We start from the raw sequence: 24,353 nt of genomic DNA, 5'->3' as shown, positions 1-24,353 counted from the left end.
AACATTATGAAATCAATTTTAAAAACTATAGTACTCACGGGTATTATAAGTGCCCAGAGCATTCAATTGCATGCTCAAGTAACAGATTATAAAACCGACACACATTTAGCTACGGGTGTCAAAGAATTTTTAGAAGTATTGAATGCTCCTGGTGGCACACCTCTTGAGTTATGTTCTAAAGAAGATGCCAGGCAAGTATTATTAGGCGCACAAGCTGGAGTAAAGGTTGATCTTTCTGGTATTGAAGAATCTATAAAAACAATTTCACAAGATGGCTATACCCTTAAATTAAATCTAGTACGCCCTAAAGGGGTTAAAGAAAAACTTCCCGTATTCATTTTCATTCATGGCGGCGGATGGATACTAGGCGATTACCCAACACACCAAAGATTTGTACGAGATTTGGTGGTTGAAACAGGTATTGAAGCGGTTTTTGTTAATTATACCCCTTCCCCAGAAGCCAAATATCCTACAGCAATAAATGAAATTTACGCTGCCACAAAATGGGTAGCTGCTCATGGAAATGAAATTAATGTTGATGGAAATAACCTGGCCGTTGTAGGCAATAGTGTTGGCGGTAATATGACTGCAGTAACGGCATTAAAAGCCCTTGAAAATAAGGGCCCTAAAATAAAGGCTTTAGTCATGTTTTGGCCCATAGTAGCTGCAAATTTTGATACAGAATCTTACAGGTTATATGGTAAAGATAGATTTTTAACTACCTCGGTTATGAAATGGATGTATGACCAATATACGACTGATTTAAAACAAAGACAAGAAGTATATGCATCTCCATTAAATGCTTCTATAGCGCAATTAAAAGATTTTCCTCCAACCCTAATTCAAGTAGCAGAAAATGATATTTTGAGAGATGAAGGAGAAGCCTTTGGCCGTAAGCTAAATGAAGCCGGAGTAAAGGTATCTACTATAAGGTATAATGGTATGATTCACGATTTTGGTTTATTAAATGCTTTAGCAGATTTACCTAGCACTAAAACAATGATATCACAAGCTGCGACGGAATTAAAAAAACATCTTAAAAATTAAGTTTATTAATATTAAAACGATAAAAATGGGAACACTTAAATTAAAAGACGGAACAGAAATCTACTATAAAGATTGGGGAACAGGGCAACCCCTTGTTTTTCATCATGGCTGGCCCTTATCTAGCGATGACTGGGATGCACAAATGCTATTTTTCGTCAATAAAGGATATAGAGTTATTGCCCATGACCGAAGAGGACATGGTAGATCTAGTCAAACTGCTTTTGGCAATAATATGGATACGTATGCCTCGGATGTGGATGAATTGGTTACTGCTTTAAATTTAAAAAATGCTGTCCATATTGGTCATTCTACAGGGGGTGGTGAAGTAATTAGATATGCCGCTAAATATGGAAAAGGAAGAATTGCCAAAGCGGTACTTATAAGTGCCGTAACGCCTATTATGGTAAAGACGAAAGACTATCCAAACAATGTTCCTATGGAAGTTTTTGATGAAATTAGGTTCAACACTGCAACCAATAGAAATCAATATTTTCAAGACTTTACTCTTCCTTTTTTTGGTTTTAACCGAGAAGGAGCAAAAGTATCTCAGGGGGTTAGAGACAATTGGTGGCGCCAAGGTATGATGGGAGGAATAAAAGCACACTATGATTGTATCGCAGCATTTTCGGAAACAGACTTTACCGAAGATTTAAAAAGCGTTGAAATCCCCGTACTTGTAATGCATGGGGAAGATGATCAAATAGTTCCGATAGACTTGACAGCTAAATTGGCTATTGGTCTTTTAAAAAATGGTTCTCTAATCACTTATCCCGGATTTCCACATGGTATGCCTACCACTGAAGCTGCTACGATTAATAAAGACCTCTTAGCTTTCATTTCTGCTTAATAAAAATAAAAAAGTAGTAGTCTTAGCCGTAATTATTATGTACGGCTAAGACTTTTTATTTATAATAAATTTTAACTTTAACACATGTATTCAGAAATAGACCATAATATATCAAAACATGTTTCATTCACTTCCGAAGAATTAAAAATCTTCCATGCTCTTCTAGAGGAAAAATCCGTTTCTAAAAAAGAATTTTTACTAAAAGAAGGTGATTTTTGCGATTTTGAAGGCTTTGTTCTCAAAGGCTGCCTAAGAAAATATTATATTAATGAAAATGGCATGGAAGTTATTGTCCAATTTGCTATTGAAGACAGTTGGATAAGCGATATCGCCAGTTTTTCAGAACACAAACCTAGCCACTTTTTTATTGAGGCACTAGAGGAGTGTAAACTCTTGATACTAAATCCTAGCAAAAAAGAAGAATTACTTTCTAAAATACCAAAATTTGAACGTGTTTTTCGCATACTTGTACAACGTAACCTTTCCGTTACCCAAGACCGTTTGGTTAATACCATTGCTAAAACGGCGCCAGAAAAGTATTTAGAATTTTTAGAGCACTACCCTTCTATTCCCCAAAGAGTCGCACAACATTATATTGCTTCCTATTTAGGCATCTCCGCAGAATTTTTAAGCAAAGTTAGGACAAGACTTTCAAAATCTTAGTGCAAATAAGCCCCAAAAGTTTTTAAAATTTCAAAAGAAATTATTCATATACCGCCATTCATTACTTCGATTAGCGAAATAAAACCACACACCAAACTTAAACAAAATACAAAGTATTAATTACCAGATAATTAGCTATTTGGCATTTATTTTGACCTATAAAAATGAGTTTTTATCTCTAAAATATTGGTTGATTTATGCGTTCAAAAGGCAAGGTTTTTTTCATCACTGGTGCATTTGTAAATACCTCGTGCTGGGATAATTGGAAACTATTTTTTCATAAACATGGCTATACGATTCAGATTCCTATTTGGCCCCACAAAGATGAAAGTAATCAAGTGCTTTTAAAGCGACATCCAGATTTGGTATTAGGACAATTATCCTTAGAGGAACTGTTTCAGTATTTCGTAGCGATAATTGAAAAAGAACAAGAAAAGCCCATCGTTATTGGTCATTCATTAGGTGGGCTTATCGTACAATATTTGCTGCAAGAGAATCTAGCTTCTTTAGGTGTGGCTATTCATTCTATTCCTCCAAAAGGCATATATACACTTCATTTTTCTTTATATAAATCACTATGGAACCCTTTAGGTTTTTTTAAATATAAAAACACAACACACTTAATGTCATTTAAAGATTGGCAATATGCCTATACCAACGGAATGACGCTGAAGGAACAAAAGGATAGTTATGAAAAGTATATTATTCCAGAATCAAGAAGAGTGCTTAGAGATTTATTAACTGTAACCGCTAAGATAGCGTACAAAAAAAAGTTAGCACCATTACTTTTCATTGCCGGAGAAAAAGATCATATGATGCCCGCATCCTTGAATTATTTAAATTATAAAAAATACCGCAAAAATACATCTATAACCAATTATAAAGAGTTTGAAGAAATTAATCATTTCGTATTAGGCCAACAAAAATGGCAAGAAATAGCAGCCTATTGTCTTAACTGGATAGAACAAAATAATACACTTTAAATGCTATGAAATATTTCTTTCTTGTCCTAGTTCAATGCACACGATTTGGATAAGCTGCAATTTTGTAATGTAATATTAAGGCATTCGATAGCGATGCTAAAATGAAAATCATTCAAATAATAAAACTTTAAAAATTAAAATTATGACAACTACAAAATGGTCAATTGACCCAACTCATTCAGAAATCGGATTTAAAGTAAAACATATGATGTTTACCAATGTATCTGGAAAATTTGAAAAATTTGAGGCAACCGCAGAAACAGAAGATGGTTTTTTTACAAATACAAACTTTGAATTTACTGCAGAAACAAATTCTATAACCACTGGTAATGTAGACAGAGACAAACATTTATTAAGTGCTGACTTCTTTGATGTTGAAAATTACCCAGAAATTAGGTTCAAATCTACTTCATACTCAAAAATTTCTGAAGGTAATTATACCCTAAAAGGAGATTTAACACTCAGAGGAATCACAAAGCCTGTACGCTTAGACGCTGAATTTCATGGAACTGCAAACGATCCTTGGGGAAATAAAAAAGCTGGCTTTGGACTTACTGGAAAGATCAATAGAAAAGACTGGGGATTAAACTGGAATTCTGCTCTTGAAGCTGGAGGAGTTCTGGTTGGTGAAGAAATTAAATTAAACATTGAATTACAATTTATTAAAGCATAACCCACAATTAAATAATAATAATAATAATAATACCTAAAACTAAAAATTATGAGAACATTTAAATTAACATTCTTAACTATTGTTGCATTAACAGTAAATGCTTTTGGACAGCAACCTAGTCCTGAATTACTAAGTCCAACAAACCATGCCTTGGTTTTAATAGATCATGAAGGTCAAATGGCCTTTGCTACTTCTAGTATTTCTATTACTGAATTGAGAAATAACACCGCAATTGTAGCTGGAGCATCAAAAATATTTAAGGTACCAACTGTTGTAACAACCGTTGCTGAAGAGTCTTTTAGTGGTCCTGTATTTCCAGAAATTGAAGTGTTTTATCCTCAAGCTACTTCAAATTATATTGATAGAACTACTATGAATACTTGGGAAGATGTAAATGCTCACAAAGCCATTACAGGAAAAGGGAAGAAAAAATTGGTTTTAGCTGGCTTATGGACCAGTGTATGTATTGTTGGTCCTGCATTATCTGCTATTGCTGAAGGTTATGACGTGTATGTAATTACAGATGCTAGTGGAGATGTTTCTAAAGAAGCACATGAGCAAGCAATTACTCGTATGGTACAGGCAGGGGTTAAACCAATGACCTCTATTCAATACTTATTAGAGTTACAAAGAGATTGGTCACGTGGAGAAACATATGGTCCTGTTACAGATTTGGTTAAGAAATATGGTGGTGCTTACGGTTTTGGAATTGTATATGCTCAAAAAATGGTGAAACATTAATATTAATTTAAACAGCCTTGAAAACTCAAGGCTGTTTAACTCTATATACCTATGAAAACAAGCTATAACTTAATAGTTGTCTTTGCTCTTGTATTTATTACAGCCTGCAAAAACAAAACAGAACGACCCGTAGATACTAAAGTAGATTTAATCGTATATAATGCCAAGGTCACTACAGATAAAGAAGGGATATTCTCTGAAGCATTTGCTATAAAAGACGGAAACTTTTATAGAATTGGAACTTCTGATGAAATTTTGAAACTTAAAGGAGATAGTACTCACATACTAGATGCCAAAGGGAAAACGATTATTCCTGGTCTAAATGATTCGCACACCCATCTTATTAGAGAAGGTATTAATTACAACAATGAACTACGTTGGGATGGTGTTACTTCTATTGACGTTGCACTACAAATGTTAAAGGAGCAAGCTGCTAGAACACCCGAAGGCCAATGGATTCGAGTAATTGGCGGTTGGGGAGCTTATCAATTTGAAGAAAAACGTTTACCCACACTTGAAGAAATAAATGAGGCCGTTCCTGACAAACCTGTGTACATTATGTATTTGTATTCCCTAGGATATCTTAATCAAAAAGGCATTGAAACCTTGGGTTATAATGCTTCTACCCAATATCCGGGTGGTGAAATAGAATTAAAAAATGGCCAACCTACAGGGCTTTTAGCAGCAAAACCTAGTGCTTTAATCTTATATAAAACACTCACAAAATTACCAAAATTATCTCCTGAAGAACAAGAAAATGCCACACAACACTATTATAGAGAATTAAATAGATTAGGTGTAACTAGTGCCATTGATGCAGGTGGTGGTGGACAGTATTATCCTAATAATTATAGTATTTCTAAAAAATTAGCTGCTGAAGGAAAATTAAATGTAAGAACAGCCTACTATCTATTTGCTGTTGACAAAGGGACCGAGTTAGATTTTTTTAAAACGTGGACAAGCCAGCTCACTCCAGGAACTAACGACGATATGTTTAAACCAAATGGCTATACTTACCACGGTGCTGGTGAAAACTTAACTTGGGAAGCTGCAGATTTTGAAAATTTTTTAGAGCCCAGACCAGAATTACATGAAAATATGGAAGAAGAGCTTGATTCTATAGTGACCGTAATTGCAAAAAATCAAACCTCTTTTAGAATACATGCTACTTACAATGAATCTATTGAGCGTTTTTTAAATGTGTTTGAAAAAGTAGATAAAATACATCCCTTTTTACATAAGGTTAGATGGACTATTGATCATGCAGAAACAATAAATGAAGCCAATTTAAAAAGAATAAAAGAAATGGGTGGCGGTATTGCTATTCAGGATAGAATGCTTTTTCAAGGGGAATACTTTGTAGAACGTTATGGAGCGGAAGCTGCTAAACACACCCCTCCTATTTCAAAAATAATAGCGATGGGGATTCCTATAGGCTTTGGTACTGATGGTACTCGGGTATCTAGTTATAATCCTATGCTGACTTTGTATTGGGCGGTTTCCGGAAAAACATGGGGTGGTTTGCAATTATATGATGAAAGCAATAAGATTTCAAGATATAAAGCCTTGGAAATTTTAACAAACGGCAGTGCATGGTTTTCTAACGAAGAAACCTTAAAAGGGTTTATTAAAGAGGGCATGTATGCCGATTTTGTAATTCTTGCTGATGATTATTTTACAATTCCTGAGGAAAACATTAAAAATCTAACCTCAGACCTTACAGTTGTTAACGGAAAAGTGGTTTTTGCGAAAAATGATTTTAAGGGATTAGATCCCGAAGTACCAGTTATCATTCCAGAATGGTCTCCTGTAAAATACTATGGTGGATATCAAAATAAAAAATAATGGATACGTACGACACTTTATCTGAAGCAATAAAAGAAAAGCAAGAAGAAGGCTATACGTATGATTTTAATCTTAAAAATTCCTACTTAGAATGCCTTTTGCTACAAGAAAAATATAATGTGACAGATTTTAACGTGGATGCTTTTTATAGGTTTGAAGGTGATTCTAATCCAGACGATTCTTCCATACTATATGCGATTCAAACCAATTCAGGTATCAAAGGCTTATTGGTAGATGCCTATAGTATGTATAGTGAAGCACTATCTTCTGAAATGATTCAAAAACTGACAATACGGTAATTTTATATAATTATGAAGAAGTTAATTAAAATATGCGTTACAACAAATTTAGAGGGGAAACCTGCACATGTTGCCCTGCTATTCTTTAGGGTTTTTATAGCGCTAGAATTAATGATTGTTCATGGTTTTAAAAAAATAGGTATCGGAGTGAATAGCCCTGAAGTGGTGCCAAACCTTTTAGGGCTTCCCGAAAATAGTAATGAATTGATCGCAATACTTGCCAATCTTGGGTTTCCCATATTTATTATTTTTGGCTTCTGTACTAGGGTAGCAACCCTACCCATCTTGTCCGTTACTTTAATAGGCTTTTTTGTAGTACATGTACATGATTCTTTGCTCATTAAAGATGTGCCATTTATGTATTCCGTAGTATTTCTTTTTCTTCTTGTCGTAGGCCCTGGTAATTACTCAATTGATGCTATTATTTACAAAAAATATTCGAAATGAAAACACAATTAATTCCCATTCTCTTGGCTATTATTGCAGGAGCCGTTTTACCTTTTCAAGCAGTTTTAAATATTCAATTAGGCAAAACGGTTCAACAACCTGTATTCGCTGCTTTCGCTTCTTTTGTTCTAGGAGCCATAGGATTGTTTATTTATTTAATCATTATAAAATTTGATTTTTCAACAATAATTCTAACCAGAAATGCTTCTCCTGTGGTTTGGCTTGCTGGTATTTTGGGTGCGTTTTATGTAGCTGCAGTAATTATTTTAGCACCAAAATTAGGAACCGCACTTACCTTTGGATTAGTGGTTGCGGGCCAAATGACCATTTCATTAATTCTTGACCATCATGGTTTGTTAGGACTGCCTGTAAAGCAAATAAACTGGCAACGTATTTTGGGAATTATCATGCTTCTATTAGGGGTTATCATCATTAGAAAATACTAATTTTATGAATCTCTCTTGGTCACTTTTCATCTCATTTCTTTTATTTTCTTGTCTAATTTATTCTCAAGAAAATAAACAAATCCAATTTAAACTGCTAGGGCAGGATGATGAGGTGTCATTTTTAAGTGAAAAGGAAAGCAAATCAGTGTATGAAAAATTAAAATGGATTGATTTAAAAAACAATAATTCACTCTCCTTTGGTGGTAGTTATCGGTTTCAGGCAGAAAGCTTTATCAACGAAAATTTTAATCATCAAGGCGCTCAAGATAATATTTGGTATTTAAATAGAATACTTCTCCATGCGCTTTTTAAAATAAATCAAAAATTTGATGCCTACATAGAATTAAGTTCAAGCACTGCAATTGGCAAAACGAATGTTTCACCCGTAGATAAAGATCTTTTGGCCGTAAACCAGGCATTTGCTGCCTATCATTTTAATAGTAATTGGAGTTTACTACTAGGAAGAGAAAACCTAGGGTTTGGTAGTAGAAGACTTGTAGATGTTCGTGAAGGACCTAATGTTAGACGCTCTTTTGATTTGGCACGCATAGACTATAAAAATGAAACAACAAAACTCACCACATTTTTTGCTATACCTGTAAAAAATAAAGAAGGCGCTTTTGATAATGATTATGTAAAGTCTTCTGAAACTTTTTCTGGAGTTTATCTAAGCAAAAATTTCCATAAGTATATAAATTTTGATATATATGGCTTCTATCAAAAAGATGATGATGTCACCTATGCCATTGGTACTGCAGATGAACGGCGTTATACTTTTGGCGGCCGATATTTTGGATCCTACAAAAACGTCACTTTCAATAACGAAGCTGCCTATCAATTAGGGCTCTTTGGTAATAATAAGATTAATGCTTACACGCTATCTTTAAACGCCGAATATGCCACCAAATTTATCGGTGACAAAACTACAATCGGACTTAAAACAGAGTTGATTAGCGGAGATAAGAATAGGAATGATAATCGTCTAAATACTTTTGACGCGTTGTACCCTAGAGGTGCTTATTTTGGTAGAGTTGCACGTTTTGGTCCGTCTAATTTAATAGATATACATCCGTATATCAATACAATTTACTCCAAATATTATGTAGAGATAGATTATGATGTGTTTTGGAGGTATTCTAAAAACGATGGAGTTTATGATGCTGCATTGTTTTTACAATATCCTTCAACAAATACTAGTGCATTTATTGGGCACCAAATTGGTACCGTGACTGGCTGTAATTTCACGAATCGTTTAAATATTGAGCTAGAAACTAATATAATTATTCCTGGTAATTTTTTAAAACAAAATGGGGCAACAGCCTCACTCTTTCACTCCGTATTAACGGCAGAATATAAATTTTAAAACTAATGCTTACTTGTCCTAGTTCAATGCACACGGTTTAGAATTCTAGTAATTTTGAATAACAAATTAAAATAAAGAAATCATGGATAATAAAATACAGGGATTACACCACATTACTGCCATAGCAGGTGATGCCAAAAAAAATTTTAAATTTTATACAGAAATATTAGGTCTTAGATTTATTAAAAAGACCGTAAATTTTGATGACCCTAAAACCTACCATTTCTATTTTGGAGATGAAATAGGGAGTGCAGGTACCATACTTACATTTTTCCCTTGGGGTACTGGCATTCCTCAAGGAAGAAGAGGATCTGGTATGGCTACTGAAATTGGTTATTCTATACCTAAAGGAAGTATTAATTTTTGGGTAGATCGCTTTGAAAAACACAATGTTATCTATAACAAACCTGCCGTTAAATTTGGAGAAAAATACCTGACCTTTTTAGATCCAGATGGCTTAAAATTTGAGCTTATAGAAACTGATGATTCTAGAAAACCATGGACAACAAATGAAGTTACTTTTGAAAACGCAACCCGAGGTTTTCATAACATTACACTTACTCTAAATGATATTAAGGGAACAGCTAAGGTACTCACTTCTATCTTTGGATATACGCTAGTTTCTCAAGAATCTAACCGATATAGATATGCTATCGATAGTGTTGATAATGCTGCTATTGTTGATTTAGTACAGATCCCAACAGAAAAAAGAGGACATGTAGCAAACGGGACTGTGCACCACGTAGCTTTTAGAGTAAAAGATGACGAAACTTTAATGATGTTTCGTGAGAAAGTAGAAGCCGCTGGTTTAAATATTACCCCACAAATTGATAGAAATTATTTCCATTCGCTTTATTTCAGAGAACCAGGAGGTGTTTTATTTGAAATAGCTACAGATAATCCTGGATTTATGGTAGATGAACCTGTTGAAGAATTAGGTAAAAATTTAAAACTCCCTGCTCAGTATGAATATCGTAGAGATGAAATAGAAAATCATTTAGTAAAATTAAACTAAGATATTATGAAATATCAACCGTTAAAATATATTTATAAAGCTACCGAAAACCCTGAAGCAAGTACATTGTTACTGCTTCATGGTACTGGTGGAGATGAAAATGATTTACTTCCATTAGCAAAGAATTTTGGTTCTCACTTTAATATTTTGAGTGTTAGAGGTAATGTTTTAGAGCATGGAATGCCTCGTTTTTTTAGACGCTTAGGAATGGGGGTTTTTGATGAGAAAGATGTAGAATTTAGAACCCATGAATTAGTATCCTTTTTAAAAGATACTGCAAAAAATGAAGGTTTTGATACCACTAAAATAATTGCTCTAGGATATTCTAATGGTGCAAATATCGCAGGCGCTATTTTAGTACACTATCCCAATTTTTTACATGGAGCCATACTTTTTAGACCTATGCTTCCATACCAACAAATGCCATTTTTTAAAACAGATAAAAATGTAAATGTATTTATTAGTTCTGGAAAGTTAGACACAATGGTAAGCAATTCTGAAATTGATATGTATACCTCCCTTTTAAAAAAAGGAAACTTTATTGTTGAACATCACAGACTAAATACAGGCCACAATTTAAAGGAAGAAGATATATCCTTAGCTGTAAAATGGACACAAAAATTATTCTAAATGAATTTTGTTATTACACCAGTATATGAGAGCAAAAAAGAGGCATCTCATTTTGAAAACCTTAAAATTCTTTTAAAAACGCAAGGTAAAATAGGTTTCTTATTTGGAGCAATAAAAAGTGAATTTGTAGGCTTTATGCCTATTCAAAATAATAAAATTGCCAATTATTTACTAAAATATAATCCTGTGATATCTTATAATTAAGAAGATATCATAATCTCATTTTTAAAACTAATGTTATGCTAGAGCCACAAAATAATGTTCCAAAACTAAGCGAAAAGCAACTACTTGTATTAGCAAATTACGGAACCAAAATAAAAGTAAAAGCAAACGCTGTTTTAATAAATGAAGGGGTTAAAAATTTTGACTTTTATGTAATCCTCAAAGGAAAAGTGGCTATATATGACTCTTTTAATCCAAAGGAGCCCGTGGCAATACATAAAAAAAATGGATTTACGGGAGATAGTGACATGCTCTCTGATAGGGCTTCAATATTTAGAGCAGTTGCACTAACCGATATAGAAGTACTCAAAATAACACAGACAGCACTAAAAAAAATTCTTCTCGAAGACGCTAGTCTAAACACCTTGCTAATATCTGCCTTTTTATTACGAAGAGAAAATATTTCTAAAAACGAAGGAGGAGTCATATTGATAGGTTCAAAATTCTCTTCAAAAAGTTTTGAAGCACGAGATTTTTTAACTAAAAATCATATTAGGCATATCTGGGTAGAGCTCGAAAAAGACGATAATACCAAAAAAATTACTAAAAATTTCAACCTCAAAATAGAAGATATCCCAATACTTATCAGTACAAATTTAGAGGTCCTTAAAAACGTAACTATAGAAGATATTGCTTTTAAAATGGGCTTAAGTTCTCCTATTCAAAATAGAATATATCAAGTAATGGTTGTTGGAGCAGGTCCTGCTGGCTTAGCAGCTAGTGTATACGGAGCATCAGAAGGTTTAGATACTATTGCTTTAGATAAATTAGGCCCTGGAGGCCAAGCAGGTACAACCTCTAAAATTGAAAATTACTTAGGTTTTCCAACCGGAATTTCTGGGAGTGAATTAGCAAATAAGGCCTATTTACAAGCTCAAAAATTTGGTTGCACCATATCCATACCCTGCGAGGCAAAAAAGCTTAGCATCTACCCTACTTATTTTGAACTCACTTTGAGTGATAACTCTACTATTAGATCCAAATCGGTTATTGCAGCTACCGGTGCAAAATACAGAGATCTTGCAATTGAAAATATTTCTTATTTCAAAGGAAGAGGCGTTTACCATAGCGCTACGGCTATGGAAGCAAGTAATTGCAAAAAAGAAGACATTATCGTAATTGTAGGAGGAGGCAACTCTGCAGGACAAGCTGCTATTTATATGGCCGATTATGCCACAGAAATTCATATCCTGATCCGTGGAAAAAACCTATCTAAAAGCATGTCTTCATACCTGATTAATAGGATTGATAGTAATCCTAAAATAAAAATTCACCCACACACAGAAATTTTCAAATTAGAAGGTGATAATTATTTGGAACGCATTCACTTAAAAAATAATTTATCGAAGGAAGTTAAATCCATGGATGTAAACCATTTATTTCTATTTCTTGGAGCAATCCCAACGAATAATTGGTTGCCTTCTGCTGTTTGTAAAGATTCTAAAGGGTTTATTATTACAGGAAATGATTTAACAAAAGAACAATTGGAAGATTCTAAATGGCTTTCAGAAAGAAGTCCTTTTCCTTTAGAAACTTGTATTCCAGGACTCTTTGCTACAGGAGATTTAAGAAGCGGATCTACTAAAAGAGTGGCATCTTCTGTTGGAGAAGGTGCTATGGCCATAAGTTATATTCACAGTTATCTTAAAAATAATTAAAATGACAACAACTAGATTAGAAGCTTTTAGTGATGGGGTTTTAGCCATAATCATTACTATAATGGTATTAGAATTAAAGATTCCTGAAGGACACGATTTCAGCAGTCTAAAACCCTTATTCCCCACTATAATAACCTATGTACTTAGTTTTATTTATATTGGGATTTATTGGAATAACCACCACCACTTATTACATCTAACCAAAGAAGTTAATGGGAAAATATTATGGGCCAATTTACACCTCTTATTTTGGCTTTCGCTATTGCCATTTGCTACTGGGTATATGGGCGAAAATCATTTTGAAAAAATACCCACGGCTATTTATGGTTTTATATTATTGATGGCTAGTTTAGCATGGACTATATTGCTCCTAACCATCAAATATTCCGATAAGAAAAAATCCAACCCCTTTACCCTTTTAAATTTTAAAAAAATTATTATTTCAAATATTTTTTATGCCATCGCAACCCTTATCAGTTTCTTTTTTCCTCTAATTGCAGGTATTATTTATATTGGGATTGCTGTTTTATGGTTTATTCCAAATAAAAAAATAGAAGAGAGCAGCTAAATATATTCGAAAACTTACGCCAATTCTAGAAACTTGGGTATTTCTTTGGCCAAAATATCCTCCATAAAAATACTATTAGCTGTAGCAACAAAGCTTACCTGTTTTACGCTCCCTTTGTGTAAGTTCCAATACATAAGCGTATAGCCCGTAACTGGAGAAACCCAAACGCCTAGTTGTTGTTGTTGTTGTTGTTGTTGTTGTTGTTCTGCTTCCTTCTTTGTTTTCTTAGCTTCTGTAAATTCAATATACAGTAGTTTAGAAAAATCATGAGGGTTCACATACGTGTCAAAATGATCATACAGTTGCTGCGTAGGATAACTCTTTTCTAAATAGGTCTGTAGCTCTTTGGTGAGTCCCTCTCTTACCGTTTCAAAGTCTGTAGCTCTCTTATATAGCTTTAGGGTTTTAAAGCGCCAATTCCCGTCTTCTTGTACTAACTCTCGCACTAAGGGAATCGCATTTTTATGTGGATATCTTATAACCAGTGGTAGTTCATGATAATAGCCTAAGAATTCAGAATCTTCGGCTTTAAACAAGCTTAAAAAATAATCCGATTTCTCTAAAACCTCAGCTTCCGTAAATGGCGCTTCAAGCTTAAAAAACACCTCATTATAATCCCACAAGAGCGCTACGCCTAGAGGTTTCATTTTGGCTGAAATAACATCGTGAATTTCTACCAGCTTAATGCGGGCTACGTACCGTTCCTGAAAAGTGAATCCATCTGGATAATCCGGAGGAAGATCTGTTTGTGTTGCCACAGTCTTCGCATCAAACTTAATAAAAAGTTCTACCCTAGGCTCTTTTTTCTGATATACGCTTACGCTAAAACAATTAGGGTTCATGTTGCCCGTATTAAAAAATCGCCTTAAATCAGTATACGCTAAAAGGTCTCCATAATTGGCTGCTAAAAAGGTTTCGAAGTTTTTAGCAGCAACCTTTTCCGATACCATATATTTTGCTTTCAAGCGATAAAAAACCACGACCAATAAAATAACGATGCCTAATAACACCTCTTTAAATCCTATCTCCATAAAGTCAAATGTACTCTATCATTTTCTAATGGCAATCACGGAATTCCGTGAGGAGATACTACCTAAAAATCGGCCACTGTATCTTATAGACAATCATTCTTTAGTATTTACAAACCCAACTATAGTAAAGTTTATACATCATGAATGTTCATACGGAACATAATTTTGAAACGAAACCATAACCTTTCCAATTAAAATAAAACACGGTAAAATTTAGCCATCATGAGGTAATTCCGTGATCATAGTATGCATGTATAGCTTTTACATTTGATACATTATTAACCCTTCAAATTTTACTAGTATGAATTTTAAAAATTTCACCAAAAGAACCAGCGTACGTACCGCTTTGGTTTTACTTATTACAACATTTAATGTAGCTTTAGTGGCTGCACAAAGTAATCAACCTAATAAATTACCCTCGCAAAGAGCTGAGAGCGATTTTTTTACAGACAATTCTAGGAGCGTTCCGGATGCTCGTAAAAAAACACTGACGAATAGTTCTGGAGACGACTCTGCTACCTTGCAGAATTTAATAAACACCCTCTCTCAACAAGGTAGTGGGCAAATTACCATTCCTGCGGGAACTTGGCAATTGGGAGAAATTGAAATGAAGTCTAACATTCATTTATTCATTCATCCGGATGCTATCATTAAACCAACGCTTACCGCTGGTTTACCTAATTACTCTATTTTTAGAATAGGATACACCAATACAAAATCTACAAATGTTAGTATTAGAGCTATTAGTGGAGTATTCACCATAGATTTAACAGGACTTGCTCCTGAAACCAGGATTACACCTTTTAATGTTAAGGAAGCCGAAAATTTTATGGTAGCAGGCTGTAAAGTAAAAGACAGACAAACCATACATGCTACTTTAAATTGTTCTGCTAGTCAACGTGCGGGTATTTGGAGGGGACCAAAAAATGGTCTTATCAAGAATATTACCGTGCAAAATGCCCATGGAGGTTATGGTGCTATACAAGTTAGAACGGGAGAAAACTTGTTCTTTAAAAATATTAATTCACTATCTGGTGGGGCAACGTTACGTATAGAAACCGATGATGTATCTGCCTCTGGAGGAAGAATTCCTCAAACGACAGCTATAGTAAACGACATATCTGGATATAATATTAGATGTAAAGATGGTAATGCGGCCGTTATGATACAACCTTGGGGAGCAAAAAACGGATGGTTTGATGTAGAGAAAATTGAGGCGATTGGCTGCATGGCTGCTGTACGAATAGATAAAGCTTATGTGGAACTTAATGCGCCTAGTATAGGTACTTTTAGTAACAAATCTCGTATCACAGATATTTCTAAAGTTACCTATGGCATTAAAGCACAAGTAAAACAAGGTGTTTTTCCTTGGGTTCCCTGTACCCTTAGAACCAATAGTTCTATCTTAAAGCCTAATCCTATTCCTAATATGGAAACCTATCATCAGGGACCTAGTATTGCTCCCATCTTATATAGAGCCTCTAGTGCCACAGCAAACGATCCTAGATTTTACAGTGTAAACATACCAACGGAAAACGCAATAAGATCGGTAACTACTGGGTTTCCTAATAATTCTTTAATTATATCAAGAGAAAACAATCAAGTTGGGTCTTGCCCTAGTTCCAACCAAGCAAATACTACGGTTGAGGAAGATGTAAATGTATACCCAAATCCTGTTTCAGGAAATACGGTTACCATTAGTGTCAAATTAAAAAATAAGGGTCGGTTAAATTTACGCGTGTTTGATTTTAGTGGTACGGTTGTTTATACAAACCAACTAGGAGAATTTAATGCCGGAGCACATGAATTTACATACACAAAACAAGCTTTAAACATCAAAGAAAAAGGAATGTATATTGTTGAAATAAGTAACAACAGTAACATTTTAAAAAAGCATAAAGTTTTAGTTCAAGACTAATACTTTAGGTCTGTAAAAATTTAAAAGTATCATGAGGCGTACTTACTCGCTTCAGGTATTTTAAATACCTACAAATAAAAAGCAGTTTATCCTATTTAGCGGGATAAGCTGTTTTTCTTTTTTTCATTATCATGAAAAATAAAGCAGTCAGCAAGCAAGTAAGTATCAGCCCTATCCAATTAGAGGTCGTAGGACTCATATTAAAACCAATGGTTGGATCATAAAATATATATGAAAATATTACTGAAGTAATAAAGAATGCAGGTACTAAGGCAATGATGTACTGCTTCTTGTTTTCGTATAGATAAACGGTTCCTATCCATAAGGCGATAGCGGCAGTCACTTGGTTAGACCAAGAGAAATAACGCCATAACAGTTGAAAATCCATATTGGTAAGGATAAAAGAAATAGCAAATAGAGGGATGGCTACAGCAAACCTATTGCGCAACACTTTTTGATCTATGTTTAAGTAATCTGCAATGATCATACGGGCGGCTCTAAAAGAAGTATCTCCTGACGTAATAGGCAATACAATTACCCCAATAATAGCCACCGTACCTCCAACGGTCCCTAATAATATAATGGCAATTTTATTAACAACCGCAGCAGGGCCACCTTCTGCCAATAAAGCACTAAGCTCTTCTGTATCTAATAAACTCATAGAAGCCGCTGCCCATATCATAGCAATAAAAGCTTCCAGAATCATCATCCCATAAAACACTTTTCTACCGTCCTTTTCATTGTCTATCGTACGTGAAATTATAGGCGACTGTGTGGCATGAAAACCAGATAAGGCGCCACAAGAGATGGTTAGAAAGATAACTGGATAATACGGTATTTTTTTAGGATGTAAATTTTCCAGCGTTAATTCTGGCAATGGATTCCCATACATAAACATCCCAATACAAATCCCGATGGCACTAAGAATTAATAACACGCCTAACACAGGATATATTTTTCCTATTATTTTATCTATAGGCAAAACCGTAGCAACAATATAGTAGACGAAAATTCCTAAAATGATCACTTTTAAATAATCAGAATCACCTAGTAAGGCATTAATCATTTCGGCAGGTGCCGTAACAAAAACGGTCCCTACCAACACTAAAAGTAATAGCGTAAATAAGTTTACCACATGGCTAAAGGCTTTACCTAAGAACCGTGATGCCATAGCTGGCAAATGTGCTCCTCCATAGCGTATGGAAATCATTCCTGTAAGGTAATCATGAACTCCCCCTGCAAAGATAGACCCAAATACAATCCATAAAAAAGCAGAAGGTCCGTACAATGCCCCCAAGATTGGACCAAATATGGGTCCGACTCCCGCAATATTCAAAATTTGAATAAAAGAGTTTTTGTTGCTATTCATAGGAACAAAATCTACCCCATCTTGTAAAGTATGTGCTGGTGTAGTTTTGTTGGCATCAGATTTAAAAGTTTTGTCTACGAATTTACCATAGGTGAAATAGCCTAGTATCAATAGAATAAAAGCCGTTATAAATGTGATCATATTTTGTGTTATTGGTCTCCAAAAAACAGACCGCAAGGAACGTTCTAGTCTTTTATGGTATTCATCAAAAAATTTATACAGGGGACTAAAATAGCCCATGCCCTAAATTAGGCGCGCTAACTTACAAAAGTTTCCGTTTTTAATACGATAAGTGTTAAAGTGTTGTGACAAGTATTTTTAGATAATAGAATCAATAGATCATAGTTGCTATGCAGCGCCACAATTCTAGTTTTTTTTACGATAGGTTTAGAAAGTACTTACTACAGGTAGATCATCTTTAGAGAATTTCTTGAATACTCTATTAAATCTAGGTCTCGTATTTTCATTAAAAAAACAAAATATCCCTTTTTTCAGGGATGTAGAAACAAGGCATTCCTTCTAAATTGCAAAAGAATTTAGGCGGGTATAAAATAAGATAAAACAGAATCTGTTTATAACATATGCACACACCACACCACATAAGAATTAAAAACATTAACTACCTACTCCTCCTCCTACTCGTTGGTATTACTCCTCTTTGTGCGCAACTAAAAAACACACCACAAGACTCCCTCCTATTTGAACAAAACAATTTTAAAATAACCACCACAAAAGCAAGCTATAAGGATGTTGTTATCTATGATACCAAAATAGATAGTCGCAACTTTTTTACGAATAACATAACCGAGCCTACGGGATGTGAAGTGTTTTATGCTTCTTACTACCACCCGCTTTCTTTAGTGGGACCTTATTATAGTTACGAATATGGTGAGGCTACGCAAGAAGCTTGTGGCCCTATGGGCAATATCCTAGGCATTACAACGGTAGACGTACGTACCCAACAAAAAGTACCACTACAGGACCTTTTTACAGAAAAATCGGTTTTAAAAGCCCTAAAAAATGATTCTTGGATCAAAGAACTAGCGCAACTAAATAACATTCAGATTTCAAAAATTAAAACCTATAAAGCATTCCTCTATTTCTTAAGCGAAACGGCTTCTATGCAATTTCTAACACCCAGTTTTACGGTCTTAGATTATAATAGCGCTACCAATACAGCACAAGTACGTTTTGTGGCACAAGAATACATGGGATATGACCACCACAAACATTTTCAATTAGGCCTTACACTACGCCCTAAAAAACACCTAAAAGCTATTTTTAAAAATCAACTAGCTTTTACACTAGGGGCCTATAAAAACGGACTAATAAAATAAAAAACACATCAAAAGAATAGCACCACTATGATTCCATTTGAAAAAGCACAAGCATACATTAAGAAACACAAAAAAGAGAAACTAACAGACACCGATTTTAAAAAATTTTCTCGCCCTTATGAAATATTAGGATTAATTATTGCCGATTTATTGAAACCTAGGCAGCAGCATGAAACCATAGCTATTTTCTCTAATGTTTTTGATGATGCTACGACGGTAAACCCGTGGACAACCGAAGAAGGGATGCGTTTAGGCTTAGTGTTATACGGAGAAGTGCAAACCCCCTATTTAGCAGCTATGTGGAGTGTGTTTGATTATCTTCCTTATCAAACGGGTTACAATAGAAGGGCTTTTAGAGCCAAAGTAAATACCCAGCACCTGTATAACAAATTAAATTATTTCAGAAGCTTTTTAGCTTTTAGCCGTAAAGGTTTTGGGGCCTTATCGCTAGTAGAGCAGTTTCAGTACAGCACCTACTATGATCATAAGAACAGTTACTTTTTTGGAACGGTATTACAACATAAACCAGAATTAGTCCTAGAGGTGGTTAAAGATATTTTACAAGCCGAAGATGAAATTGGCGGGGTAAGCAGGGATATCATCAAAGGTTTATTGCTCACCCAGAAAGAAGAGCATTGGGAATTGGTTTCTAAATTACTATTGGCTGCACAGCGCCAAGAAGGCCTAAGACAAACCATACTAGAATCTTTAGATGAAACGAGTCATGGTGCCTTAAAGCATATTATCGGGGTTATTTTAGAGCATGATTTAACGCGTTTTAGTAGTGTGGTAAGAGCTGTAGATACCTGGTTTGGTTTTGGTTGGGAAGCTCCTAAAAAGGCCACCATAAAAAGAATTCTAGAACTAAGTCAGCAGTATATTTTAAACCTAAAAGACATTGACACCCTTTTAAAAAGCGATGACAATATAGAAATCTATGTGGGTCTATGGGCGATAGCCTTAATTGATGTAGATGTGGCCAATCAAAAGGCATTAGAATTAGTCTATACTACAGATACGTTAGAGAAAAAATTACTAGGTCTTTACTTTGTGAGTCAGACGCAACGTACCAATAAATCTATTGTAGATTATTACAAAAAAGAGCTAGGGAAAAACCCTGCTTTAGATTATTGGCTTACCGTAAATTTACCAGCCTTAGAAATAGACGAAGAACTGTTTACCCGCATACAAAAGGTAGCAGAAGGGCTCCCCAAAGAAGGCAAAGTGTATGATGGCAAAGTATTCTCTTGGCTGAGCTTTACGGTACAACCTAATTTCTTCTTCAATTTTATGATCAGAAATGCCAAAGAGGACCAATTATCTTTACTCGCCGCGAACATAAGCAACTTACCTTCAGAGGTACGTGAAAGCTACATCAGAAAAATATTCCCTGATCATTACACCTATTCATTTGGATACAATTATGGGAATACCACACCCAAACAATTAGCCTTATCTCCGGATGCTTGGCAACGAAATTTAGCACACCAAGCCATTAGAGATAGGAATGAATCGGTCATGGCTACCGGCATACAGGTATTTCATTACATGCCCTTATACCAAGAAGATTTAGCCATTGTAGAAGACCTATTAGGTCGGAAAAACAAAAGCCTCCGTGCTGGTTTAATCAAATTACTCATTAAACAACCTGAAAAAACCTTTAAAGAAAGTACACAACATTTAATCACTGCCAAGAGCGTAGACCAACGTTTGGCAGCACTAGAAATGCTAACCCTTGTAGCAGAAGAAGAAAAATATCCAATATTTGTACAAGAACAGATAGCCTTATTCAAAGAGCGTCCAAAACATAGTAAAAATGAAAGTGTTCTTTTAGGGAAGTTCTCTAAGACAAAAAATGGATACGGGTATAGCAATGGTTTTGGCGCTGTAGATTATCACAATCTCTCTCCTCTATATACGCCACAACGTAAGTTTGATGATAAAAAAAGCTTTTTTAATAAGCTTGGGATTACTACAGCTAATTTTAAGTTTAGAGCTTTTATAGACGAGCCTAAAATAGTTACAGCCGTTAATAATTTAATCGCCTTAGTACAGGAGCATAGAAATCACGAATATCAATTTGAAGCGTATGACGGCGAAACCAGCACCACTTTAATCGGCAATAGTATTCAAGAAATTAAAAGAATTAAAGACGAGGTTGGCCCTGAAGTACATTTACAAAACATTCCCTTAGCAGCGGTTTGGATAAAATGGTATGAGGAAAGCAATCTTAATGATTTTGAGATGTTTTCCGCCATTCGATACATCAATAGAATTAATGCGCCCTATGGTAATTATAAAGCTTTAGAAGAATACACCAAACAATATGTACCAGACTTAACGCAAATTAATTTAACGATTCCTGAACGTAGCTATTACAGTACAAATTCTAGGTATACAAAAATATTAAAGCGCTTATTTAATGCCTATGCAGATAGGGCCGCTGTACTAAGTTTTAAATTAGATTTATGGGAAGATACGATTGCCAATTTCCCTGAAGACCTAAAAACAAGTAAGTTCTCCTATGGCAATAGGTACGGACATGACAACTACCATTGGATTGATGTTATTGACGGATTGGTATGTGTTATAAATGAAGAAGAATTAAAAAAGTTTGCCGATGAGGCGCAGTTAAAACGATTCTGGGATATAAAAATGTTTTTGGTAGCGCAATACATTGGATATCCAAAACCCATTACAAATATAATTGACGCCACAGAAAAAAGAAATACCAGTAGAGGTCTTGTATTACCATTTACAACAATCTCTTTACTACTTTTTCAAAAGAATTTAATTACTGAAGACGATTTACTTTTTCAAGCACTAAACTCCGCTGAGCTAATGGCTATGCTAGATGGTGCTCAGAATTACAGAATCCGGAACGGTAATTTAGATATAAGCTTAATTCCAAAAGGCATTTTTAAGGATTTAAAAACAAATATACTTTCGGTAGAATTAGAACGTGGAGATCTAGCTACAGAAGCATCAGAATACATTTCTAGCCTTAGCAAAGTAGAAGGTGTGGCGTATGTGTTTAAAATACTACAGCGTATGGGCAAGGATACTTTTGAGCGTGGCTATAGTTATTATGGCGATACGAAAAAATCTAAGTTCAGTGCTATCTTAAAAAAGAGTGTACTTAAAGAAACAGAAAGCTATGCCGATTTTGCTACGCTTGCAGACGAAGCCAACATTCCTAAAAAACGTTTGGTAGAACTTGCCTGTTATGCTACGCAATGGGCCGGTTTTGTGGGCGAATATCTAGGGTTAGAAAAATTAGAAGACGCCGTTTGGTGGTTCCAAGCGCACGCATCTGATTATATGAGTAGCGAAAAAGAAACCATTATTTCTAGGTACTCTAACATTCCAAAATCGGACTTCTCTATTGGTGCCATAGATATAGATTGGTTCAATAAAGTGTACAAAAGCATAGGAAAAGCCAATTGGAAAATACTCCATGATGCCGCAAAATATATTACAGATGGTAATGGTCATAGACAAGTAAAACTGTACTCTAGCGTAATGCTAGGGGAGGTAAAAATTACCGAAACCTTAAAGAAAATTACAGAAAAAAGAGATAAAGACTATGTGCGTGCTTTGGGCTTAATCCCCTTGAGTAAAACCATACCAGAAAAAGATTTATTAAAACGCTACAACTTATTGCAACAGTTTTTAAAAGAGAGCAAACAGTTTGGAGCGCAGCGTCAAGAAAGCGAGAAAAATGCGGTAGAAATTGCCTTAGATAACTTGTCCAGAAATGCCGGTTTTCAAGATCGCGTACGTTTTAGTTGGGCTATGGAAAGTAAAGCAACCATCGCAATCATGGAAAATGCAGTGCTCACCTTTGATGATGCCGTTATAGAATTGGTCATCACAGATCAAGGAAAAACTGATATTGTAGTTACTAAAGGCGATAAAAAACAAAAGTCTATTCCCGCTAAGTATAAAAAAGATAAACAAGTATTGGCTTTAAAAGAAGGGAAATCTTATTTATCAAAACAATACAGCAGAACCCGTTTGTCCCTAGAAAATGCTATGGTAAACGAAGATAAGTTTACCGCAGCAGAGATTCATAAAATAATGCAGCACCCTATTGTAAAAGTAATGCTAAGCAAATTGGTGCTATTTTCTCCTGAAAAAGAAATTTCTGGTTTTTATGCTAACGGCGTACTAACAGATACTGAAGGCAAAAAGCATAGTTTAAAAGAAGATGCTGTTTTGGTCATCGCCCATCCATCGCATTTATACAAAGCCGTACAATGGGATCTGTACCAGAAATACCTCTTTGCAGAGCGTTTAGTACAACCCTTTAAGCAAGTTTTTAGAGAATTGTATTTGGTGACTAAAGATGAGCTAGAGCTTGGTGCAAAGTCAGAGCGTTACCAAGGGCATCAAATTCAGCCGCAAAAAACGGTTGCTTTATTACGCGGTCGTGGTTGGACGGTGAGCCATGAAGATGGCTTGCAAAAAGTATATCATAAACTTGGGCTTATGGCAACAATGTATGCCATGGCTGATTGGTTCTCCCCTGCAGATACCGAGGCGCCAACCTTAGAACATATTGTTTTCTACTCCCTAGAAAATTACAAACCAATTCCGCTAAAAGATGTGCCTACGGTAGTTTTTAGTGAAATTATGAGAGACATAGATCTTGTGGTAAGTGTTGCCCATGTGGGTGGCGTAGATCCAGAAGCCAGCCATAGTACATTACAAATGCGTGCTGCTTTGGCCACCGAATCGGCACAGCTATTTAAACTTAAAAACATTACGGTTAAAGAGCGTCATATCTTAGTGGCAGGTACTTTGGGCGAGTATAGCATACATTTAGGAAGCGGCCAAGTGAGCAAAAATGGCTTATCATTAGCCATCCTTCCGGTGCATAGTCAGCATAGAGGGCGTATGTTTTTACCTTTTGTAGATGACGATCCAAAATCGGCAGAGATTATTTCAAAAATAAAACTCTTATCCGAAGATAATAAAATCCAAGATCCAACAATTTTGGCACAAATAAATAGCTGATTTTTAAATAATAAGGGCGTTCCCCACTTTGGTGGGGCGGGCTTTTGTTGCAAGTCCTCATGCTATCGCATTCCGGGCTTTTCACGACAATCCCTAACGCAATAAAAAATAGAAGTATACATGGAAGCGCTAACAATACAACTCAAAAGATTAGATAAAAAAAAACAGAAGAAGTTAATGTTCTTGGATTTTTAAGTCCCACAGAAATAAAAGATCCAACAATTTTGGCACA

Annotated in this window: 21 protein-coding genes; 19 read left to right on the top strand and 2 right to left on the bottom strand. The window is 35.1% G+C overall.

The window, feature by feature from the left end; translation table 11 throughout:
• Window positions 1–6 precede the first annotated feature (6 nt).
• The 16 genes from M666_RS12530 to M666_RS12455 all read left to right on the top strand — a co-directional run bounded on the left by M666_RS12530 (window position 7) and on the right by M666_RS12455 (window position 13,447).
• On the top strand, window positions 7–1,047 hold the full coding sequence (locus M666_RS12530) for an alpha/beta hydrolase (protein WP_029446125.1): 1,041 nt from the start codon (window positions 7–9) through the stop codon (window positions 1,045–1,047).
• 25 nt (window positions 1,048–1,072) lie between these two features.
• Window positions 1,073–1,894, top strand: a complete 822-nt coding sequence (locus tag M666_RS12525; protein WP_029446124.1) for an alpha/beta fold hydrolase — start codon at window positions 1,073–1,075, stop codon at window positions 1,892–1,894.
• An 84-nt stretch (window positions 1,895–1,978) separates the two neighbouring features.
• The gene (locus M666_RS12520; protein WP_029446123.1) at window positions 1,979–2,557 is read left to right on the top strand and encodes a Crp/Fnr family transcriptional regulator; all 579 of its coding nucleotides are present in this window, start codon (window positions 1,979–1,981) and stop codon (window positions 2,555–2,557) included.
• A 197-nt stretch (window positions 2,558–2,754) separates the two neighbouring features.
• Window positions 2,755–3,540 (top strand): alpha/beta fold hydrolase, encoded by a 786-nt coding sequence (locus M666_RS12515; RefSeq protein WP_029446122.1) that lies wholly within the window; start codon window positions 2,755–2,757, stop codon window positions 3,538–3,540.
• Between the two features lie 142 nt (window positions 3,541–3,682).
• Window positions 3,683–4,213 carry a YceI family protein gene (locus M666_RS12510; RefSeq protein ID WP_024480349.1) on the top strand — a complete coding sequence of 177 codons (531 nt, stop codon included), beginning with the start codon at window positions 3,683–3,685 and terminating at the stop codon, window positions 4,211–4,213.
• A gap of 48 nt (window positions 4,214–4,261) precedes the next feature.
• Complete coding sequence (locus M666_RS12505) at window positions 4,262–4,954, top strand: hydrolase (RefSeq protein ID WP_029446121.1); 693 nt, start codon at window positions 4,262–4,264, stop codon at window positions 4,952–4,954.
• Between the two features lie 51 nt (window positions 4,955–5,005).
• On the top strand, window positions 5,006–6,799 hold the full coding sequence (locus M666_RS12500; protein WP_029446120.1) for an amidohydrolase: 1,794 nt from the start codon (window positions 5,006–5,008) through the stop codon (window positions 6,797–6,799).
• Window positions 6,799–7,098: a hypothetical protein gene (locus tag M666_RS12495; protein ID WP_029446119.1), complete on the top strand. Its 300-nt coding sequence runs from the start codon at window positions 6,799–6,801 to the stop codon at window positions 7,096–7,098. Before M666_RS12500 ends, M666_RS12495 begins: the two co-directional genes overlap by 1 nt.
• A 12-nt stretch (window positions 7,099–7,110) precedes the next feature.
• The gene (locus M666_RS12490) at window positions 7,111–7,545 is read left to right on the top strand and encodes a DoxX family protein (RefSeq protein ID WP_029446118.1); all 435 of its coding nucleotides are present in this window, start codon (window positions 7,111–7,113) and stop codon (window positions 7,543–7,545) included.
• Complete coding sequence (locus M666_RS12485; protein WP_029446117.1) at window positions 7,542–7,991, top strand: DMT family transporter; 450 nt, start codon at window positions 7,542–7,544, stop codon at window positions 7,989–7,991. Before M666_RS12490 ends, M666_RS12485 begins: the two co-directional genes overlap by 4 nt.
• A gap of 4 nt (window positions 7,992–7,995) precedes the next feature.
• Window positions 7,996–9,354 carry an alginate export family protein gene (locus tag M666_RS12480; RefSeq protein WP_029446116.1) on the top strand — a complete coding sequence of 453 codons (1,359 nt, stop codon included), beginning with the start codon at window positions 7,996–7,998 and terminating at the stop codon, window positions 9,352–9,354.
• 82 nt (window positions 9,355–9,436) lie between these two features.
• Window positions 9,437–10,369 (top strand): ring-cleaving dioxygenase, encoded by a 933-nt coding sequence (locus tag M666_RS12475; RefSeq protein WP_029446115.1) that lies wholly within the window; start codon window positions 9,437–9,439, stop codon window positions 10,367–10,369.
• Between the two features lie 6 nt (window positions 10,370–10,375).
• The gene (locus M666_RS12470) at window positions 10,376–10,999 is read left to right on the top strand and encodes an alpha/beta hydrolase (protein ID WP_029446114.1); all 624 of its coding nucleotides are present in this window, start codon (window positions 10,376–10,378) and stop codon (window positions 10,997–10,999) included.
• Window positions 11,000–11,203 (top strand): hypothetical protein, encoded by a 204-nt coding sequence (locus M666_RS12465; protein WP_029446113.1) that lies wholly within the window; start codon window positions 11,000–11,002, stop codon window positions 11,201–11,203. It abuts the gene before it with no gap.
• 35 nt (window positions 11,204–11,238) lie between these two features.
• On the top strand, window positions 11,239–12,879 hold the full coding sequence (locus tag M666_RS12460; RefSeq protein WP_029446112.1) for an FAD-dependent oxidoreductase: 1,641 nt from the start codon (window positions 11,239–11,241) through the stop codon (window positions 12,877–12,879).
• 1 nt (window position 12,880) lies between these two features.
• On the top strand, window positions 12,881–13,447 hold the full coding sequence (locus tag M666_RS12455; RefSeq protein ID WP_029446111.1) for a TMEM175 family protein: 567 nt from the start codon (window positions 12,881–12,883) through the stop codon (window positions 13,445–13,447).
• Window positions 13,448–13,461: 14 nt separating this feature from the next.
• On the opposite strand, the gene M666_RS12450 is transcribed toward M666_RS12455, so the two are convergent.
• The gene (locus tag M666_RS12450; RefSeq protein WP_029446110.1) at window positions 13,462–14,478 is read right to left on the bottom strand and encodes a hypothetical protein; all 1,017 of its coding nucleotides are present in this window, start codon (window positions 14,476–14,478) and stop codon (window positions 13,462–13,464) included.
• A gap of 301 nt (window positions 14,479–14,779) precedes the next feature.
• Here M666_RS12450 and M666_RS12445 point away from each other — a divergent pair, with 301 nt between their 5' ends.
• A complete protein-coding gene (locus M666_RS12445; protein ID WP_029446109.1) occupies window positions 14,780–16,396 on the top strand; it encodes a T9SS type A sorting domain-containing protein in 1,617 nt (538 codons plus the stop codon).
• Between the two features lie 91 nt (window positions 16,397–16,487).
• Here the strand turns inward: M666_RS12445 and M666_RS12440 are convergent, their stop codons facing one another.
• On the bottom strand, window positions 16,488–17,906 hold the full coding sequence (locus M666_RS12440; RefSeq protein WP_029446108.1) for a carbon starvation CstA family protein: 1,419 nt from the start codon (window positions 17,904–17,906) through the stop codon (window positions 16,488–16,490).
• Window positions 17,907–18,346: 440 nt separating this feature from the next.
• Here M666_RS12440 and M666_RS12435 point away from each other — a divergent pair, with 440 nt between their 5' ends.
• The gene (locus tag M666_RS12435; protein ID WP_029446107.1) at window positions 18,347–19,102 is read left to right on the top strand and encodes a hypothetical protein; all 756 of its coding nucleotides are present in this window, start codon (window positions 18,347–18,349) and stop codon (window positions 19,100–19,102) included.
• A gap of 27 nt (window positions 19,103–19,129) precedes the next feature.
• Window positions 19,130–24,121: a DUF4132 domain-containing protein gene (locus M666_RS12430; protein ID WP_029446106.1), complete on the top strand. Its 4,992-nt coding sequence runs from the start codon at window positions 19,130–19,132 to the stop codon at window positions 24,119–24,121.
• Window positions 24,122–24,353 lie beyond the last annotated feature (232 nt).

This window comes from Cellulophaga baltica 18 (assembly GCF_000468615.2).
GTDB classification, from domain to species: Bacteria; Bacteroidota; Bacteroidia; order Flavobacteriales; family Flavobacteriaceae; genus Cellulophaga; species Cellulophaga baltica.
This window is presented reverse-complemented; position numbering and strand designations above follow the sequence as displayed.